The sequence below is a fragment of the Pseudoalteromonas sp. Bsw20308 genome (assembly GCF_000310105.2).
GTDB lineage: Bacteria > Pseudomonadota > Gammaproteobacteria > Enterobacterales > Alteromonadaceae > Pseudoalteromonas > Pseudoalteromonas fuliginea.
The window spans coordinates 996,985-1,016,491 of record NZ_CP013138.1; the positions used below are offsets into that span (position 1 = coordinate 996,985).

The 19,507-nt window shown below is 36.4% G+C and carries 14 protein-coding genes and 2 pseudogenes; 9 read left to right on the plus strand and 7 right to left on the minus strand.

The features are described 5' to 3' along the window. Positions 1-8 precede the first annotated feature (8 nt). Together D172_RS04315 and D172_RS04320 are read right to left on the minus strand one after the other, a co-directional pair. Complete coding sequence (locus tag D172_RS04315; RefSeq protein ID WP_007377002.1) at positions 9-404, minus strand: hypothetical protein; 396 nt, start codon at positions 402-404, stop codon at positions 9-11. Between the two features lie 108 nt (positions 405-512). Continuing rightward, positions 513-1,394 carry a CPBP family intramembrane glutamic endopeptidase gene (locus D172_RS04320; RefSeq protein ID WP_033023617.1) on the minus strand — a complete coding sequence of 294 codons (882 nt, stop codon included), beginning with the start codon at positions 1,392-1,394 and terminating at the stop codon, positions 513-515. A gap of 509 nt (positions 1,395-1,903) precedes the next feature. Between D172_RS04320 and D172_RS04325 the strand changes: the two genes are divergently transcribed. Continuing rightward, positions 1,904-2,239 (plus strand): hypothetical protein, encoded by a 336-nt coding sequence (locus D172_RS04325; RefSeq protein WP_007376999.1) that lies wholly within the window; start codon positions 1,904-1,906, stop codon positions 2,237-2,239. Between the two features lie 466 nt (positions 2,240-2,705). Here D172_RS04325 and D172_RS04330 read toward each other — a convergent pair whose 3' ends face one another. Continuing rightward, positions 2,706-3,788, minus strand: coding sequence for an IS110 family transposase (locus tag D172_RS04330; protein WP_007376998.1), 1,083 nt, complete (start codon positions 3,786-3,788; stop codon positions 2,706-2,708). A 207-nt stretch (positions 3,789-3,995) separates the two neighbouring features. Between D172_RS04330 and D172_RS04335 the strand changes: the two genes are divergently transcribed. From D172_RS04335 to D172_RS04345, 3 genes are all read left to right on the plus strand, one after another. Further along, positions 3,996-4,310 (plus strand): hypothetical protein, encoded by a 315-nt coding sequence (locus tag D172_RS04335; protein ID WP_033023614.1) that lies wholly within the window; start codon positions 3,996-3,998, stop codon positions 4,308-4,310. Positions 4,311-4,808: 498 nt separating this feature from the next. Continuing rightward, positions 4,809-5,792 carry a hypothetical protein gene (locus D172_RS04340; protein WP_007376997.1) on the plus strand — a complete coding sequence of 328 codons (984 nt, stop codon included), beginning with the start codon at positions 4,809-4,811 and terminating at the stop codon, positions 5,790-5,792. Positions 5,793-5,910: 118 nt separating this feature from the next. Next, complete coding sequence (locus D172_RS04345) at positions 5,911-7,728, plus strand: serine hydrolase domain-containing protein (protein WP_007376996.1); 1,818 nt, start codon at positions 5,911-5,913, stop codon at positions 7,726-7,728. An 82-nt stretch (positions 7,729-7,810) separates the two neighbouring features. Here the strand turns inward: D172_RS04345 and D172_RS21190 are convergent. Further along, positions 7,811-8,136: pseudogene (locus D172_RS21190) on the minus strand (group II intron maturase-specific domain-containing protein); the annotation flags it as partial. 6 nt (positions 8,137-8,142) lie between these two features. Continuing rightward, positions 8,143-9,323 (minus strand): IS3 family transposase gene (locus tag D172_RS04350; RefSeq protein ID WP_150115549.1). Its coding sequence is split into 2 segments (ribosomal slippage): positions 8,143-9,065 and positions 9,065-9,323, totalling 1,182 coding nucleotides; the frame shifts between segments, so codons are not numbered across the junction. Between the two features lie 160 nt (positions 9,324-9,483). On the opposite strand from D172_RS04350, the pseudogene D172_RS21905 reads away from it, so the two are divergent. From D172_RS21905 to D172_RS04365, 3 genes and pseudogenes are all read left to right on the plus strand, one after another. Then, positions 9,484-9,617, plus strand: a pseudogene (locus tag D172_RS21905) (transposase); the annotation flags it as partial. Positions 9,618-9,836: 219 nt separating this feature from the next. Then, on the plus strand, positions 9,837-10,277 hold the full coding sequence (locus D172_RS04360) for an SLATT domain-containing protein (RefSeq protein ID WP_050554136.1): 441 nt from the start codon (positions 9,837-9,839) through the stop codon (positions 10,275-10,277). A 685-nt stretch (positions 10,278-10,962) separates the two neighbouring features. Next, a complete protein-coding gene (locus D172_RS04365; RefSeq protein ID WP_007377830.1) occupies positions 10,963-12,627 on the plus strand; it encodes an SUMF1/EgtB/PvdO family nonheme iron enzyme in 1,665 nt (554 codons plus the stop codon). 73 nt (positions 12,628-12,700) lie between these two features. Here the strand turns inward: D172_RS04365 and D172_RS04370 are convergent, their stop codons facing one another. Beyond that, positions 12,701-14,521: a winged helix-turn-helix domain-containing protein gene (locus tag D172_RS04370; RefSeq protein ID WP_007377829.1), complete on the minus strand. Its 1,821-nt coding sequence runs from the start codon at positions 14,519-14,521 to the stop codon at positions 12,701-12,703. Positions 14,522-14,733: 212 nt separating this feature from the next. Beyond that, the gene (locus D172_RS04375; RefSeq protein ID WP_007377828.1) at positions 14,734-16,800 is read right to left on the minus strand and encodes a winged helix-turn-helix domain-containing protein; all 2,067 of its coding nucleotides are present in this window, start codon (positions 16,798-16,800) and stop codon (positions 14,734-14,736) included. A gap of 159 nt (positions 16,801-16,959) precedes the next feature. Between D172_RS04375 and D172_RS04380 the strand changes: the two genes are divergently transcribed. Continuing rightward, entirely contained in the window at positions 16,960-18,390 is a 1,431-nt protein-coding gene (locus D172_RS04380; protein ID WP_007377827.1) for a serine hydrolase domain-containing protein, read from the plus strand. A gap of 350 nt (positions 18,391-18,740) precedes the next feature. Beyond that, on the plus strand, positions 18,741-19,442 hold the full coding sequence (locus D172_RS04385) for a DUF3581 domain-containing protein (RefSeq protein WP_007377826.1): 702 nt from the start codon (positions 18,741-18,743) through the stop codon (positions 19,440-19,442). The last annotated feature ends 65 nt before the right edge of the window (positions 19,443-19,507 follow it).

The window sequence follows — 19,507 nt, forward strand, 5'->3', positions numbered from 1 at the left end:
ACTTTTACTTATTGATAGTCGTAGGCTTGTCCGCTACATAAAACAGATAGGTCGCAATACGATACAGACGTTTCGCTACAAGAATTAATAGTAAAAGCATTTCCGCCTTTGCGCATGGCATCCGCTTTAAGTAAATCGATAGCATTTGATTTAGAGCGATTGTAGCTTACATTATTGCTGCCCAGTCCATCGCCATCACAGCTTTCAGCTTCTATTCGGCCTAAAAGTGTTGCGCCACTTTCGTGTGCTTCTTGGTCGCTATAAAATTGCTGTAAATCTCTTTTATTAATGTAGGTGCCAATTTCTTGAGATAAAACGCCGTTGTCTATATCTGTATGAAAAGTAACGCCAGAACAGCCAGTTAACACGAACACCACGCTCATTATTGTTATAAAACGCCGCATATTTATTAGTCCCTTAATTTATTATTTAAATAAAGTAATAAATTACTAACAAAATCAAATGCGGGCAATGTTTGCCAACGGGTAAATTGTTAGCATTTGTAAATGTATTTAGATTTTACTGAGCATAGGGTAAGTAAACAAAAAGAAGTGGCAAACGTTCACTAACCAATGGCATAAAATAGCCCATTCTAAACGCTGCGTTTTATAAAAAATATAGCCGTATCCTAAGCCTGCTATAAACGAGACCAGCACATAGTTAATGCCCCCTGCAAAATGTGCCAAAGCAAAAATACCAGCCGTAATTAAAGGAGCAAGTAGCGCTAAACGGGTTGGTATAATAATTTGGCTAAGCTTAGTTTGCAGTAATCCTCTAAATAAAGCTTCCTCGGCAACACAGGTAAATAAAAGATTAATAGCAATAAAGGCTAACCAAAAGTCGGGCACTTTTGGGTTAAAGCTTACAAGTCCAAGCATTAAAGCCGCTATGAGCGTAGCTAAAACAGTAGCAATAACTATTAAAATGGGTTGTTTAACGTTTAATTGACCCGCTTTATTAGAGTCTGTTTTTAAAGGCTTTTTATTTGAATCTAAGTTTGAAAAAAAGTAAGTACAAAGAAATAACCCAGCCATAGCTTTATCAAAATTAGCATAAAGGGTAAAAGTAATCGCATCGCTGGTAATACGCTCGTTTATAACAATAGGGAGGTTACTAAAACCAGGCACCCAATGAAGTGCTAATGCTAATGAGGTAATAACAAAGACAGTACTTAATATAGTGCGTATTATTGCCCGCTTTGTATTTAGCGCACAGTAGTATAAAACAACGTAAAGCCCAGTGTTCAGCAGAGCATATAAATTTATATAACCTTCAGCATAAGCACTTACAACACTTAAAGCTACTAAGTAGTGCAAAAGGGGTTGTCGTATTATAAGAATATTGCAGCGAGAAAAAACGCATAATATTGACAATGCCAGAATATAAAAAGCCATTTATTTATCATTTTCTAGTGTTAAGTACTAAACAATAACGTGCAATTTTGTATTAATAAACCATTATATTTTCACTAATCGGTACTGTCATCGTTGGTGTGTGTTTATAGATTTAATGAACAGGCTTATCTTATTAAACAGACAGTAATGAGCGATAAGTAGCTAGGCAGTACTTAGTGTATGAAATTAAAATTTGATCTTGGTCAGCCTATAAAAAGCAACTGCCAAAGCAGTACTTGTTATTAGTAACACCGTCTTTTGTTATCAATTTAGTTGGTTGCCTAGGTTAATAAATGCTGTGAATACAGACAGTGATTGTTGTTTTGTCCAATATTACTGATCTCCACTATTTTGGTGTATTTTTGCACTGATTAAAAATAATTTTCATTTAACCAATTGTTTACATATGTTTATTTGATGGTTAAGATAAATGCATTGTAATATGGACATTTGTCGGTTTATAAAACGACAAATGTCGTAGACAAAATTGTTGGCTTTACAGGAACATTATGAATATCATTTCTAAATTATTATTTACCACTTCTATCGTAGTATCATCAAGCGCACTCGCTTCATGGGATGGTGCACTTGCAGGAAAAATTAACACTATTGATGTTGCGCCTGGTCAAAGTTATGGTTTTAGGGTTTCATTTATAGGTGCTCCAAAATTATGTGGGAGTTCTCATGCGTGGGCTTATTTAAATGAGTCAGATTCTAATTATAATACTTTTGTTAGTGTCTTGTTAGCAGCAAAGATGGGAGATAGAGAGGTGGTTATTTATTCTAATAAAGAAACTTCGTCTGGCCAAGATTACTGTCATATTGGATATATAGCACTCAAGTAAAGCTAATCGGGTAGCCGGAGGTCTCTAACCTTCAGCCCCCACACCACCCATCATGCGGGTCCGCAATGGGCGGTTCATCTCCCATAATGAATATTGATCCAAATATCTCTCAATGACATTAAACCTTGTGACATTAAAGAGTCATTGCCTAGCGCGATGTTAGTTCCTTTTGTTTTCGAGCTCCAAAATTAGGATGACATATATGGACGCTCCCTTGAAGTCAAGACGAGCCGATGTATAAACATCTAAGTTGGTGCTTTTATTCATTATCATGTATTCCATTTCGCAGTAATGATGCATCACAAGCTCGCTAAAAAGCAAAGGTACTGACATATATTCGAGCTATGGTTATCATACGCCATGCTCCTAATGAGCTTCGTACCAAGGGACCTAAAAAAACCAATGTCTTCGACGGGCTGTCTCAAGTCGTAAACTCTGGTGTGATTGACGTGTAAAATAGGCATAATTAAGCATCCTTGCGTGTATTTTTCACAGGCTGAGGAGAGTAGAGAGTTTGCTTGGTCAGCAATGTCCACATCAGCTGCGCCAATCTGTGCGCGGTGGCAACCACCACACAATTAACATGTTTTTTCTCGCGTAATTGGTTTATCCACAAACTTAACGCATCTGTTTTATGGTGGCTTCTGGCGATAATGGCGCGAGCACCATAAATAAGTTGTTTTCGTAGGTAACTGTTACCAGGTTTAGTAATACCAGACATTTTACTTTTATCACCTGACGCATATTGTTTAGGTGTTAATCCTAGCCACAACCCCAGCTCTTTTGCATTTTCAAATGCCTGAGCGCTCCCGATAGATGCCGCATAGGTGGAGGCATTGAGTACACCGACGCCAGGAATAGAATGCAATATTTTAGCATTCGTATCGGTATCAACGTGTTTATGCAACATTGCCTCAATGGCGTTAATGCGTTTAACAAGGCTTTTGTACTCAGCGTAAATATCACTCACCATTGTACGTAATAGTGGGCGAAGCTCAGAATCACTTTCTAACGCAATTATCCCTTGCTCAAACGCCTTAATACCGACAGGAAATACATACCCGAAATCGACCAATAAACCGCGTAATTGGTTGGTTGCAGCAATGCGATTTTGTAGCAACCGCTCGCGTATTTTATGAAGCGCGAGTATTTCTTGCTGGGCTTCGGTTTTTATGGGAACGAATTTAATACTAGGGCGTAAGCTGGCTTCATAGATAGCAAGCGCATCATTACTATCATTTTTATTACCGCGAACAAAGGGTGTAACGTGTTGTGCAGGGATAAGGTCAACGGTATGACCGTAAGACGTAAATATTCTTCCCCAATAGTGGGAAGAATAACAGGCTTCCATCACGACACGGCACGGTGGGGTATTTGCCATAAAGGCGTTGAGTTTAGGTCTTTTTAAGCGTTTATTGCACTCCCTTTTATGGTTAGAACTAAAGCCAGCGACTTGGAATACATTTTTTGCCAAATCAATTGATAATGTGCTAATTTCATGGTGGACGTTCCCTTTAACTGAGTGTGAGTTATAACCAGTTTGGCGCATTGACGCCGTTTTGGGGAGCGTCCATCTCATCACCCATTCTAAGTTTTGCAATCAACAACTTCCCTAAAAAAGATAATTCCTATAGCATTAAGCATAGCAATAAAAGTGTTGAGTGAGCAGCATGCTTCATTCAACAAGGTATTTATACGATATAAACAACGTAACGCATAAATACTAAGACGTTATATTTATCAATTAGAGGTATAAATGAAGTTTAAAATGAAATTAGGATTGTCATTATTATTGATATCATCGAATGCTTTATCTTATCAAGTCGATTATAGTAAGACTGTTCAAAAAATTGCTGTAGAGCCAAATAATAAAGCTTATGTAAAGGTTGCTGAACCTTTAACACTCCCGTGTAGGTATGGTGTTATTTACTTTGATTTAAGCAGTTACTCTGGCAGGGGTTATTTGTCAACTTTGTTGGCTGCAAAAATGGGGGCTAAGAAAATATCAACATTATCATATAACAAAGATAGTAATGAGATTTGTACCCTTTCTATAGTTGAACTCGAATAAATATAACAAGAGACTATTATGTCAATAGTTAATCTATAACTTTTGTTGTTTCCCACATTACATATTTTTTGAACATTGAATTTAAGATGATATTAATTTCCGCTAAATGAGGCGTGGATGCTGTAGAAATTAATCTTTATAGGAACGTATCCTACTACTTTGAATTGATTGTCTTTCAACCTCCAATCCATCTGTTCGCTTTGATCTAATTTAATAGATATTATTCACCCACGCTACCTTGTTCATAATATAGAAAAGCTGCAAAACACGATGCGTTAAGAAGTGTAAGCCCTTTCACCCTAAATAAAAGCCACTCAAACACCCGTAATCTCTTCCAAAACACCAATTGAAACAACACCAAACCAGCTTTTTATATTCTATGAAAAACACAGTAATCGATTGAACCAAAATAGGAACTCAGCTATGGTTTGTTTATCAATAAAAACAAATTTAAAAACGAGTTAATCTACAGGCTCGTTATAACGATAAGGATCATCGGTGCAAACTTTAACTAAAAAGAATATCCCTTTTATATTTCTTGTAGTTATTTCTGTTTTCTGGACTTTTTACTATCAAAGCACCAATGCTCTTAATGGGTATGGCGCTGAAAAATCAGAATGGCTTTTGCTAATCGATGGTTTAGTTGTCTTACCTATTTTATGCTTTTGGTTTGTTAAAGATAAGAAAGAAGCCGCTATCAAAGCTGTTGCCTACAGCTGTTTAATTATTTTTCTTGGCAGCTTTGTAATTCCTGAAAGTTCAAAGGTTTTATGGCCTTACCTTGAATCATTGCGCTATCTTGCTTTAGCTGCGTTTATCGTTTTAGAAATCACTACTATTTTGACCGTGTTTTTTGCGATCAAAGCTTCTCTTACCAAAGAGCAAGATCCTGATTTGGCTATATCCAAACCAATTGAAAGAATTTTAGGGAAAGGTGCTATAAGCTCTTTACTCACTTTTGAGGCGCGAGTTTGGACATACGCGTTATTTTCAAAAAAGATAAGACAACAAAGTTTTACTGGAGATAGTCATTTTAGCTGTCATAAAAAAGATGGCGCTCAAAGCAATCAATTAGGCTTTATTTTAATGATTTTATTTGAACTACCCGTAATGCATTTGCTGTTACATTTTTTATGGTCACCACTTGCGGCTAATGTCACAACGGGTTTAACTCTTCTTGGTTTAGTGTTTTTTATTGCAGAGTATAAAGCCATTGCAATTAGACCTATTTCAATTCTACCTGACAGCATTATTGTTAGGTATGGTGTTTGGAATCCATTAAGAATTACTTTAAGTGAAATTGCTCACGTTCAATCTAATTCAATTTTCATACATCGGTCAGGTAATGTTAATAGATTCAATTTGGCTGGTAATCCAAATATTGAGATTAAGCTTAATTCGGGTAAGCTCATCTATTTAGGCGTAGATTCACCCAGTGAATTTCTAATGACTATGGAAAAGTATCGAGAAAAATCGTTATAACAATCTGTTTAATAAGGACAAAATACAGTTGGTTTTTGCTCCTTCGTCGCTTATTTTAACCAACTATATTTTGCCCATTAACAGGGCGTTAAAGCGCTAGTCGTATTCTGAGAAGTTGATGCACCCAAAGTTCTTATCATTATTTTTAGTTTTGTTTTCATTAAATATTACTTATGCCGAAAGCGATACTCATATTGAAACCGAAATCCAAAATACTATCGACACTGAAGATATTGTAGGATTATCTTGGTCAACAATTTCAAAGGGGCATGTTGAGGTTGGTAGTGTTGGATATGCAAATATTTCAAAACTTGAACATATGATGCCTGCACAAAAAATGCATGTAGGCTCAGTTACCAAATCGGTTCTGGCAATGGGCGTTCTCCATTTAATATTTGAAGGAAGACTCTCATTAGATAGTAATATTGAAGCACTATTGCCAGGATTGAACTTCGACAATGTTTGGCATCATCGTTCACCTATCAAGGTCAAAAACTTACTCGATCATACTGCTGGATTAGACAATATCAGGATGTGGCAGTTACTAAGCACTAAACCTTTGCCAAATACGCCACTTGGAAAAGCTTTTGAATCAAGCAGACAAAACTTATTAAAGATTAGAACTGAACCAGGAACGCAATACTCATATTCCAATATGGGATATACATTACTTGCAATGGTTATAGAAGCTGTAACTAACCAGCGTTATGAAGAGTTCCTCGATGACAACCTTTTAGCCCCTTTAGAAATGTATGACAGTAGCTTTGAGTTTATCAGCCAACAAGGTCAGTACGCCGATCCTTTATTAGCGATGGGCTATCATGAAAATAATGTTACTCAAATTGCTGTGTCTAGCTATCTTAGACCTGCGGGACAATTCACAACTACCGCCCCTGACATGGCTAAGTTTATGAATTTTATTTTGAATGAAGGCAAAGTAAATGGTCAAAATTTTGTAAAACCTGAGCATATGAAAATGCTTACTAATCCTTTCAACACTAAAGCACATATAGAAGGCCTGAATATTGGGCATGGCCTTGCGTTTGCTAATAGAGATCGGCATAACGTGCTTGGCATGTGTCATCCGGGTACAACATTTGGATTTAGAGCCTATATTTGCCTTTTTCCAGATGAAAAAAAGGGATTTTTTTACGCCGCTAACACGGATAACGAAACTGCCGACTATGAAAAGTTTAATAAATTATTTATCAATAAACTAAGCGTGGTGTCAGCGTCTATTGCAGAGAGCACGGGAAAGGGAACTGGGTTGTCAAAGTTGGAGGGCATTTATCTACCATCCCCAAATAACATGGCCGAATTTGAATTCATTGATATGCTTTTCAATTTTATTTGGTTAGAACAATCAAACGAGCACCTTCTAATGAAGTCATTGCAAAATGCCGATAGGCGCTTAATTCAAGTCGGCGATCACTTATTTAGAGATGTTAACAGGACACAAGCTTCCCATGTTTTCTATTGGGATAGTGAGAGGAGATTGTTTGTTAGTGATGGTCTTAAAACGTTTAAGCAAGTTTCAATTATAGCATTGGTACTTTATTGGTTAAGCTTAAGCTTTGGTCTAATAGGACTGTTTTATATATTTTTAGTCGGATTAATTAGGGTCATTAAACGAGACAAAGAAAGCTTCGTTCGAATAAAATGGGGATTTATAAACCTACTATTGTTCAGCTTTCCTGTATACCTCTATGTTCAGCAATCCTTTCTACAATTTGGTGATATTACAGCGGCAAGTGTTTCCTTGGCTTTTCTTTCAGGAATTTTGCCACTAACACTGTTATTTTCTTTATGGATTTCTCTAAGAGTAAAATTACAAAGTAAACTAATTAAATTGGATGTTGCGGCAATTTTGATATCGGTACAATTAGTTTTAGTATTGGTTTTCTGGGGGCAGCTCCCCGTTATATTTTGGCAATAAAGAGTAGCGCTTTAATCGGGTAGCCGGAGGTCTCACACCACCCATCATGCGCTTTTTATTGACAGGAAGTGCAATGGGCGGTTCATCTCCCGTAATGAATACCGATCCAAATATCTCTCAATGACACTAAACCTTGTGATGCTAAATAGTCATTGCCTAGCGCAATGTTAATTCCTTTTGTTTTTGAGCTTCGACAAGACCTTTGTTGGTGATACCACATGCTATCGCGAGTCGTTCGCTAACACCCAGTTTTATTAAACTGCGTACTGTCGTGCGTGGTTTACGCCATTGCCACCAGTAGCACATTCTTATCCTACGGCGGATCCAATGATCTAAATCCACCGTTAACTGATAAGCGTTGGCTATTAGGTAATAGTGTCCCCAGCCACGTAAATACTGCGTGAGTTGTAGTGGTCAACTAATTTTGGCCACAGTTTTAGAACCTTGATATCTAACCTCAGATTCATTTGGTGCTAAACCGGCATTATAATGATGCGGCCTAACATTGTTGTAATATCCATTTATGTAATCACTTACGCTATATTTAGCGTCTATAAAGTTTCCATATCCAATCTTTGGCATCCATTCCGTCTTAAAGCTTCTAAAAAATCGCTCCATTGGCGCATTATCCCAACAATTTCCACGTCTACTCATACTTTGTGTGATTTTATAGCGCCATAAACGTTGGCGATATTTTAAACTTGTATAATGGCTACCTTGGTCTGAATGGAACATGAGTCCTGTCGGTTTCCCTCTGCTTTCATATGCGAGTTCAAGCGCTTTTAGCGTTAAATTAGTATCTGGTGACAACGACATTGCCCAGCCAACCACTTTGCGTGCAAATAAATCAATAACCACGGCTAAATAAGCCCAGCGATTGCCTGTCCAAATATACGTCACATCACCGCACCACACGGTATCCGGCTCAACAACATCAAACTGTCTATCAAGCAGGTTTGGGATTTCAAGGTGTTCATTACCACCACGTTTATATGAATGTTGAGGTACTTGGCAGCTTTCGAGCTTTAATTTAACCATTAGCTTAGCTGCACGATAACGGCTCAATTCAAAATCATTGTTCGTTGCTATCGCTGCGATTGTCCGTGCCCCTGCTGAACCACCACTCATCGCATGTATTGCTTTTACTTCAGCCTCTAACCTTACTTGCTCAGGTGTCGGCGTTGTATCCCGTATGGCCCAGTACTTATAGCTGCTGCGATGCACATTGAATACGCGACATAGCACATTAATTGGATAACGCTCTCGTTGATTTAACTTCTCGATTAACGAGAATTGTTCAGGGAGTCGGACATCAAGAGAGCGGTAGCCTTTTTTAATATATCCTTTTCTAATTCAATGCGTTGGATTTGCTTTTTAAGTTCGCGGATTTCAATTTGTTCGGGCGTCATTGGTGACGCTGATGGTGACTGACCATTGCGTTCTAGCTTTAATTGAGTAACCCATTTACTTACGGTTGATTTACCCACCCCCATCGCTTTTGCTGCGTCTTCTTGCGTATAACCTTGGTCTACTACAAGCTGAGCCGTTTCTAATTTAATTGCCGCTGAATATGTTGCGCGTTTTAATTTCGTCATTTTTTCACCCAAATTTGTATGCTTATTAGCATAACATTTCTTTCTTAATGGGTGGCCAAAATCACTGTACCACTACAAGTTTATGAATTTGTAGGGTCATTGAGATCCCCCAGTTGCGGTTAGTGAGTTCTCTTACATTTGCTTTAAATTTCTCTAGCGGAATATTACAGTGAATAAAGGCATGAATAAATTGACCTTACGGGGTCAAATGAAAGTGAATGCCTTTAGTTTACGCTGCGGCAACTGTATTGCCTTGTTCATAATATAGAAAAGTTGCAAAACACGATGCATTAAGAAGGATAAGCCATTTTACCCTAAATAAAAGCCACTCAAACACCCGTAATTTCTTCTAAAACGCCAATTAAAACAATATCAAACACTTCAATATTCTGCGTAAAAATACAGTAATCAATTGAACCAAAATAGGAACTCAGCTATGGTTTGTTTATCAATAAAAACAAATTTAAAAACGAGTTAATCTACAGGCTCGTTAGCCTTTTTCAAGGAGCAAGGATGAATTTTAAAAGTGTGGTTAAGTGGTTTTTGGGAGAAGATGGATACAAAAAGAGGGATTTAACGGCAATAGAAGAGTTAAATCGCTCTTTTATGATGGCTGCTAAATGCAGATACCTGGCTTCAGCAAGACTAAAGCACTTAGGAGAAGTCGCATCCCATACAACAACCTTATTATCTATGCTTCTAATTTTTATGCCTCTAATGCAGATTGCGGGATTAGAGTTTTCTTTTCCTACGGTTTTGATGAATGTAATTCAAGTCTTTTTGGCTGTTTCTGTTTTAGTGTTTTCTGTAATAAACACCAAAGCACGGTATAGTTTGAGAGCTGAGAAGTTAAATCAATGTGGAGATAAAATTAAAGAATTACAAAGACAGCTAAGCTTTGATCTAAATAATAATAATCACCATGTTATCAAGACTTTCATAACCGTTATTTAGATATTGAAGTCGACTCAGAAAATCATGCTCGAGTTGATTATTGTTTTGCGCGTTTGCACCTTTCCACTATTTATAATTTGAATGGAGTTAAGAGGTTAGTTGTCATTATTAATGCGTACCTGAGAAAGTGGTTTACATTTATTGGCCCTGTTTTTATGTTTTTAATGGCTTCGTTAATAATCTTAGATATGCTAAAAATCATATCTGTTCTTAGTGATATATTGGTTCCGCTATTACCAAAAGGCTAACAACACGGCCTGAGGTGGATGGCAAGCGCTAAAGCTCACTTTCCATCGCAAATTTTAACAGCGGTGATCCCTTACTTTTCAATGCAGTTAAGTAAGTTGATTCATCGTAAAATAATTAAACTAGACACCCACTCTAACTCGTTTACGTGTAGCACTTACTCATTTAGGTATTTCTAAAAAGCAGGCTAAAAATATAGAGCGCGCATACCGCGAATACCCAAGCGTATAATATTTAATAATAACGGCTCAATAGTCTGTTTTTAAAGGTATTAAAAGCCGAACTTAGTAAAATAAGCTCGGCTTTTTTGTGTCAGGTTGTTTTGTGATTAGGGTTTGTTTATCTATATTTTTTCTATTTTTATAAGTGTTTAGGTTTTTCATAAGATTTATTTTGCTTATTTTTTCATGATGGTACTTTCATTAAGAAGGAAAGGTAAATGAAACTAAACAAACTAATAATCCCCCTATTTTTATCAGTAAATAGCGCTGTAATTTATGCTAATCAAAATGCCAGTGAGCTAATTGAGCCCATTATGGTAACTATCCCTGCTGGTAGTTTTCAAATGGGTAACACCGAAGACGAAGATGCTCAACCTATTCATAAAGTGACACTAACTGAGTTTAGTTTAGGGAAATATGAAGTAACCGTAAGAGAGTTTCGGCAGTTTGTTGAAGAAACTGATTATGAAATGCCAACCAAGTGCATTCATCAGTTAAATGGTTGGTTTAATTATGGAGAAACCAATGGTTCATGGGAGAATAACTCTCTCAATACTAGTGATTTTCAACCAGTAAATTGCATTGGTTGGCTCGCAGCCAACGCGTATACTCAGTGGCTAGCAAAAAAAACTGGCCGTCCTTATCGTTTACCGAGTGAAGCAGAGTGGGAATATGCGGCGAGGGCTGGTACAACTAGTAAGTATTACTTTGGTGACGATCTTGAACAAGCCTTAGTTTGTGAATACGAAAACACCGCAGACTTAACCGGTGAGAATATTTTACAACGGGACTCGAGTACGAGTTATGTCAATTTTTTTAATGGCAAATCGAACTGTGTTGATCACGCGGCTTATGCAAGCATCGTTGGAATGTACAAACCTAATCCCTTTGGATTACACGATATCGTTAGTAATGTGGTTGAGTTCATTACTGATTGTTATAAAGATAATTATAAAAACGCGCACAATAATGGTCAGGCTTGGATAGATAATGATTGTAAATACAGGGTAGCACGAGGAGGTAGTTGGCATTGGAATACTTTTCCCGTAAGCCAGAGGGGCGTTGTGGGTGAGGACTTTGTGGGGGCGGTAGAGGGGTTTCGAATTGCACTAGATGGAGCTGCTCCAGCTATATCTAGCAACACTGTAAAATTTATCAAAGCACTCAAAACAGCTCAACGCAGCGAACAATTAAGGCGTGATGCTGTTTTACCTTACCCTGCCACTGTAACAAACTTAAAACTAGATAAAGAAGCGGGTATTATTACCTTAAAGTGGGATAAAAGTTCCCAAAGTGATATTGAAAGTTATCGAATCTATAGAAATGCAGCTACTGGCGGCGTGTTTAAACTATTAGCTGCAAATATAATTGAAACTACATTTAAAGATGCCAATATAGATAACCATCAATATGAATATACTGTTGTTGCGGTAAGGCATAATCAACAAGGTGATTACAGTAGTGTCGTAAAAACGCCGACATCATGGGTGCATGCACCTGGCAGAGTGGAAGCAGAATCTGCCATTAAGTTCAGTAACGCTAGCATAGGAAGAACCTCTGATATTGATGGTAAATTTAATTTAACTGGAGGGGAGGGAATTAGTGATAATGCGATAATAAACTATCAGCTTGAAGTTGCACACTCAGGAAATTATAACCTTAGCTACCGTGTAGCGGCTCCTAGAGATACAAAAGGTTTTGCAGTTGTAATCAATGGCAAGGAATTAGCAGTAGAAAAAATAACGAGTACCGGTGGTTATAAAAAATGGCAAACACAAAGAGGATCCACTTATTTTTATCTGAAACAAGGTGAAAATAAGCTGACCCTAAAATCACTTGATAAAAACTGGAAATTAAATTGGGTAAGCTTTAACCCACATTAGTTTCTGTAAAGTATAAAATAAGAGGCCGTGGTATTGCTGTCTCTTACTATTTTAAATCCAGTTTTGGATAACATTATAAATTTAATGCTAACAGTTTTTTTTCATTATTACGTCGCCAGTAGTCAGTCCCTTTTTTATCAATATATTGAGAATAAAAATCATAATTATCTTGCATACTTTGGGAGCTACAAATTAGTAACGCCATATCTAAACTGAGATAAAGATCACCCGCCAACTCAGCTTGCTCAAAAGTGCGCTGTGCATGAGTTGTAAATGCATCATCATTTTTCAGTGCTTGAGCTAACAATGTTTTTAAGTAGGAGTTCTTGGCATTATCCGTAGTAATACCATTAATAAGATTTTGTGCTTCTGCCAGATTATTTTGATTTATATAATATTCCATCAATTGCTGACGACTGCTTTGTGCAGCCCAAAAATCAGGTGTTAATGTAGCAAGCTCTAGTACTTGTTTTAAATGAGGCTCTTTATCTTGTAGGCTTTTAGCAAAAATAGCATAGTGATACGGCACTATAGCAAAGTGATAGTTAGGCATTTGATAATCCTTCATTTTATTTTCTGCTTGTTGTAAATAAAGGTATTTATCATCCTCTTGCTGATGCTTATGGGCTAATACAGATAGATAAGTTAAGGCGCTTAGCTCTCGTCGTTTATCTTGTGCATCAAAAGCTAATTGCACTGAATTAAGTAGGCTTTGTTTAATTGCTTGGTAATTGCCTTGGTTATGGTCTATCCAAGATTGCGTAAACCACGCGTCTGCTTGTCTGTGCAAATCATTAATATTTTGATACTGCTTAATAGCATTACTGAGCTTATATTTACTTAAATCAAATAGCTCTTTACGGATTAATACCTCACTTTGAAAGAGCAAAGCATTACCTACATGGTGTGTCTTATTTTGTGAAATAGCTATTTTTTCTAGTTTATTTGCCATCACCATCGCTTTATCAAGTTCTCCCATCATTATATAAGTATTAGCTAGATGACCAAGGATAATGAGATCATGTGGTGCTTGCTGATGAGCAATGGATAAATTTGCTTGCTTGAGTTCGAGTGTTTGGGCTTTATTAAGTAATTTTAAAATAACTGGCTGCTGTAAATGTTGTTGTAACTGATTTAAAGCGGCTTGTTGATTTACTCCAGATAATTGCCCTTGCCAATCTGCAAATGGGCCTTTTAATATAAAATCAATATATGTCAAATTATGATGTGTGCGAATAGTGCCAGATAAAATCAATGGGTGTTCTTTTGCTAAAAGCGGGTATTCAAACTCCGCTGAAACCTGAAAATGCGCCGTATTTAGCTGAGGTAATTCGGTAAAGTTAAAGAGTTCAGTATCATTGAGTTTAAAGGTTTCCGTCCCTTGTTGATTACTTATTGCTATATAAGAAATATTAATAACTGAGCTCTCATCTGTTTGAGGTTGGTCAGTACTGTTATTAATGATAGTAAATACAAGAAGGGCAATACCGGTAAGTGCAATGGTTATCCAATGGTTTCGGCTTTTTGGTTTTGATAAAGTATTTGCATGCTGCAGTGGTTTATTTTGACTGATGTTACAGTGTGCCTCAATATCAGAATGTTTAGAATCAATTTGGAGTTGCCACTGATAACCTCGTTTTGAAAAGGTTTTAATTGCGTGGTTACCCAACAGTCTCCTTAGATTGCTAATACTTTGAAAAACGGCTTGTTCAGATACAACTTTATTTTGCCAGACATGAGATAAAATATCTTCTTTGCTAAAGACTTGATTCGAATGCTCTAGCAATAGTTTTAGTACTTTGGCTTCATTGTGTCGAATGGCTAAGTCATTACCATTTTTTTTTAGTACACAGCTTGTACTATCAAATTCAAAATTATTAAATTTATAACGCATTGTTTTTATAAAAATGGATCATTTGGTTATTTATTTCACTCATCTTAACTTATTAGCTGATAAAGAGTATAAGTTTGTTAATCATATATTAAAAATACTATGGCCCTGTATCCTGTGCAGCTAAAGGGGGCAATCCATGCTTGTCGCAAATAATTATGAGTCCAGTGGGTGAGGGCAACGCAATCCCTGATTGAGGATTGGTTGCTACGAAACTATAAACTCCCCCTCACTTTTGTGCTTTTTGAAGTAATATCTAAAACCAAAATGTCTGCCGATTTATGTTTGCTTTTGAGTAAGATTATATTGTCACTTAATGCGGTTATTTGATCACAAAATTTCGCACAAAACTCTTCGGTTTTACTACTTAAATTTTGTGCACCTAACTCGTAATCGTAATAGTTTATTAATGACTTGCCATTTTGTGTGTATTGATAATAAAAACCATTTTTTTCGGGATATATTTGAGTAAATAAATAGGGACTTTTGAGTAAAGTGTTATCTGAATCATGGCGTATAACTTGACCTTTTACAAAGCTCAGTAGTTCGTCTTTATGGTTTAAAAAGAATGTATCATGTGCTCGTTTTATTTTTAATGTTGTTCTTTCATCAGTTGTAAAATTAAACTTTACTAGTTCATCATTGTGAGTTTTTTTATCAACATACAATATAGCGTCAGATTTGTTGTACCAAGCTATAGGCTCACCAATAATCACGTTTAGCCATTTTATCGAGAATAGGTTTGACTCCAACTCAATAATAAACGGTTTGTTATTTACACTGCTCGCTATACGCTTTCCTGACCAGTGCCAAACTGGTTTGGTTAAAGCAAGTTCTTGCTTTGAATTTTCGAATAATATTCGTTCTTTGTTTGTCTCAAGATGTTTGACAAAAATCTGAGGATAGCCATTTTTTGTTGATATATAGGCTATGTGTTTTTCATCTGCTGAAAGCGCTGCAGCTTTATCAATTGTATTTGAGTTTATTATTTTTTGGGGAGGTGAAAGCTGTTTTAATTTACTCAGTAAAATGTCTTGATCTGATTTAGCTCCAATAAAGTACACTTTATCTTTAATAATTTGCGGATAAACTAAAAAGTTATAACTTTTGTAGTTAAGCGTTGTGAGGTCACCATTTAATGAGAGTTGCTTTAATTCACTGCCATTACTAAGCAATAAAGATTCACTGTTTTCAAACCAAGTTAAGAAGTACCAGTTATGATCTATTTGTCTGATTGAGACAACATCATTACTATCTAAGTTTAACAACTTTACTTCTGATAATGCTTGTTTATTAAAACCGACTAACGCTAATTGTGTTTGAGACGGAGACAAAGCAAGCTTATAAGGCTTAAAGTAGTCATTTGGTTTAAGTAGTTTTTCAGTTTGTCCTGACTCCAAATTATGCCGATATAAACTAACGTTTCGGCTATGCTCAGAACTGTTTTGATTGGCCAAATAATAAAGTTGTTGGCGCTTATCTATAAAAAATAAACTATTCCAAGTTATATCGCTACGCGAAAAAAGTAGCTCTTCACTTACTACTTTTAATTGTGCGTCGAGTAGCAAGCGATTAAATGAAATACCTTTCTCACCTTGGCATGAATACACCAAGGCATTTTTGTGAGAATCCCATGCAAGGTAGGTATATGCGTTTAAAGTATCCTTTAAGGGCCAACTTGAGCCAGTTACTAGATCTTTAATTAATATTTTTCTCTTGTTTGGTTGATTGGTATTTTGAATATACGCCATAAATCGTCCATCAGGACTGATTTGCATATAGCGCTCTTGTTCATTGCTTGCAGTTATTGGTTTTAGGTTTAACAAAAAAACCTGTTTATTTGTATCTGATAAATTAAAAAATACGCTAATTAGGATGAAAACAGGAATGAGGAGTAAAGATAATTTTAAATACTTTATAAGGGGGCTTTTTCTTGATGATGCCTTTGCTTTTTTTTCTGGAAAGCTAACTTCGGAGTCTAGGCTGTAGCCTCGTTTAGGATGTGTTTTAATAATGCGTTTGTCGTCATCAGATAACGCTTGCCTTAACAAGGCTATATTTCTACGAACTGAGTTTGGACTGTAAATTGCCTGAGGCCAAACAATTTCAAAAAGCGTTTCAGCTGCAATAACTTTTTTGGGGTTTTGTGCTAACGCTTTCAAAAGCGCCATTACTTTTGGTTCAATTACCTGAGATTTTTCTTTATATATAATCTCACCGGTTTTGATATTAATTAAAAAATCATCAATATAAAATTTATTTGGTAGTTCGTTTACGCTCAAACCTTTCCCATCCCACTGTTATTAATAGATATATATCCCTTAAGCTTTTCTTAACGTTTTCTTAATTACTAATTCATCGCTTTCTCTTGGTAACAACAGTTAAAAAGGAATCGAAAGGTCAGCGCCATATTAATAAATAAATTACAAAAGGAATACATTATGAAGCGATATTTAGTAACACTATTATTTTTAATAACAATTATCTGCAATCAAGCGCTAGCAGCAGATAAGCTAAACTACAATAAGCTAGCTGATGAGTTTATATCTGTTTTAAACAGCAAAGATTTAAAACAGGTCGAAGATTTTATTGTAAAAAACTTTTCGCCGGATGCACTTTCTCGCTGGGATAATACAGGAAAAGATCGTTATGTTGGTTATTCGATGAACGTAGCACTTTTTCATGGGTCATTAAGCCTACTTTCAACGGAGCTTGATACTTCCAATAACCGCATACAACACATTAGTAAAGTGTATTCAAAAAATACCGACATGCAGTACGAAATAGTTATCGATTTTAACGAAGAACAAGCCGTTACGGGCTGGTTTGTTGGAGAAAATCCCAAAAGCCTTGATATGATTTCTTTAACTGAGTCACAATTAGTTAATGAGGTAAAAAATTATAGCAATCTACTTGCTATAAATGGCATTTTTTCAGGAACAATACTGCTTGCCAAAGGTAACAAAGTTTTATTTACTAAAGCGCATGGCTTAGCCTCTCGACGCTATGACGTTAAAAATAATTTAGATACTAAATTTCAAATAGGTTCGATGAATAAGATGTTTACTAGCGTCGCTATTTTGCAACTTGTTGAAGCAGGAAAAGTATTGCTCGATGATCCGATTACTAAGTTCATTGATAAAACCCTTTTAGGTAAGGGAGACTTTGATAAAATCCAGATTCACCACTTACTAAGTCATACATCAGGAATTGGTAATATAGCTGGGTTTGACGAAATACAGCATAAAGTACGTTCACTTGAAGATATTCAACACTTATACAGCTCCATTGAAACAACGTTTAAACCAGGCTCTCAATGGCGATATAGTAATACAGGTATGTTATTACTTGGTCAGGTGATTGAATCTGTTACTAAGGAAAGTTATTTTAAATACATTGATAAAAACATCTATCAGAAAGCTAATATGCAACATAGTGGTAGTTTTGATTTGGATGTGCCTATAAAGAACACTGCGCGTAACTATTGGTTTTCAGTAGAAACTGGAGAAATTACTGAAAACTTAATGTTTCAATCAGTTAAAGGAGGTCCCGCTGGAGGTGGGTATTCGACAGTAGGCGATTTATATAAGTTCGCTTTAGCAATGCAAAATGGAACTTTAATTAGTCGTAAACTTTCCCAAGAAGCTCTTACTTCTAAGCCCGAACTTGGTGCAGAAAACTGGGGGTATGGATTTTCAGTGAGAGGCGCTGATAATAACAAAATAGTGGGTCATAATGGTGCTCATTTAGGTATGACTGCCAGACTAAATATGTATCAAGACAAAGGTTACATTTTAGTGGTATTAGGTAACTTTCAATCTTCAGCATGGCCTATTGTAGCAAAAGTAGATCAGTTGATAGAGCGTTTGTAATAAATACGTTCTAAGGAAATAAGTTGACGGGATTGGTCTTTTCTCCAGTCCCTTTTTAAATATTAGCAGGTGCCTACTTTTATATTTTTCGCACAATCGTTAGGCATTACTCGATTGACTCAGATTGGTAGCAAGGCGATTATCAAATTGATTGAATAGTAATTGAGCCCGACTTGCCTAGTTTGTGTTTATTCAAATAGGCAAAAAATCACTAAAAGTGATCTATTAAACGCAGTGCTTTAAAAGTGGAATATAGCATTGGTTGTAACTAATCTAACAGATTCGACCTCTCAGTATTTTTTTTCTGGTAGTATGGACAGGTTATAAGCAGTTTAAGCAGTGAACACACTATGTTAAGTCCTTTTTTTCAGCAGCACGCTGATTATGTTTCTATCTCTCGTGAGCAAGGTTGTCGCTTCGCTAAATGCGTTGCTGATGATTACAATCCACTTCATGACAAAGATGCCAAAAAGTTTTGCGCGCCAGGAGACTTACTTTTTTCATTGGTACTAGATCGCTACGGTATTAGTGAACAAATGGAATTTACTTTTGCTGGTATGGTTGATGAAAACACCAAACTTAACTTCCCTGAGGGGGCTGATGAGTTTGATGTAACCAATGGCGAAAAAGTTATTTTAAAGGTAAAGCGCAGCGGTAAAACCAGCCAATGCCCAGCACTAACTAATAGTCTAATAAAAAATTATGTTGAGTTTTCTGGTACTACCTTTCCGCATGTAATTATCCCATTAATGGGCAAGCAAGAGGTAATGATAAACCCTGCTCGTCCGATGGTAATTTACGAATCAATGCTTATTAATCTTGATAACCTTGATATAACAGCGCCAATACTTGAATTTGCAGAGCCTAGTTTTGAGTATGCCGGTAAGCGCGGAAAAATTACACTACGTTTTAACCTGCTAGAAAACGGCGTTAAAGTGGGCTGTGGTGAAAAGCACATGGTGGTTTCGGGTATTCGCGAATACTGCCAAGCAACAGTTGACGATTTAATAGCGTTTTACAACGAACGTAAAGCAACACTAAAGCCAGCTTAAAGCTACAGCAAATTATAAAAGGCGCTAAATACAGCTGTTATTTAGCGCCTTTTTTATTGGGTTTT

What these genes read in the sequence shown, in the direction of transcription:
- D172_RS04315 (WP_007377002.1), bottom strand. Translation starts at nt 404, where the DNA reads ATGCGGCGTTTTATAACAATAATGAGCGTGGTGTTCGTGTTAACTGGC.
- D172_RS04320 (WP_033023617.1), bottom strand. Translation starts at nt 1,394, where the DNA reads ATGGCTTTTTATATTCTGGCATTGTCAATATTATGCGTTTTTTCTCGC.
- D172_RS04325 (WP_007376999.1), top strand. Translation starts at nt 1,904, where the DNA reads ATGAATATCATTTCTAAATTATTATTTACCACTTCTATCGTAGTATCA.
- D172_RS04330 (WP_007376998.1), bottom strand. Translation starts at nt 3,788, where the DNA reads ATGCGCCAAACTGGTTATAACTCACACTCAGTTAAAGGGAACGTCCAC.
- D172_RS04335 (WP_033023614.1), top strand. Translation starts at nt 3,996, where the DNA reads ATGAAGTTTAAAATGAAATTAGGATTGTCATTATTATTGATATCATCG.
- D172_RS04345 (WP_007376996.1), top strand. Translation starts at nt 5,911, where the DNA reads ATGCACCCAAAGTTCTTATCATTATTTTTAGTTTTGTTTTCATTAAAT.
- D172_RS04360 (WP_050554136.1), top strand. Translation starts at nt 9,837, where the DNA reads ATGAATTTTAAAAGTGTGGTTAAGTGGTTTTTGGGAGAAGATGGATAC.
- D172_RS04365 (WP_007377830.1), top strand. Translation starts at nt 10,963, where the DNA reads ATGAAACTAAACAAACTAATAATCCCCCTATTTTTATCAGTAAATAGC.
- D172_RS04370 (WP_007377829.1), bottom strand. Translation starts at nt 14,521, where the DNA reads ATGCGTTATAAATTTAATAATTTTGAATTTGATAGTACAAGCTGTGTA.
- D172_RS04380 (WP_007377827.1), top strand. Translation starts at nt 16,960, where the DNA reads ATGAAGCGATATTTAGTAACACTATTATTTTTAATAACAATTATCTGC.
- D172_RS04385 (WP_007377826.1), top strand. Translation starts at nt 18,741, where the DNA reads ATGTTAAGTCCTTTTTTTCAGCAGCACGCTGATTATGTTTCTATCTCT.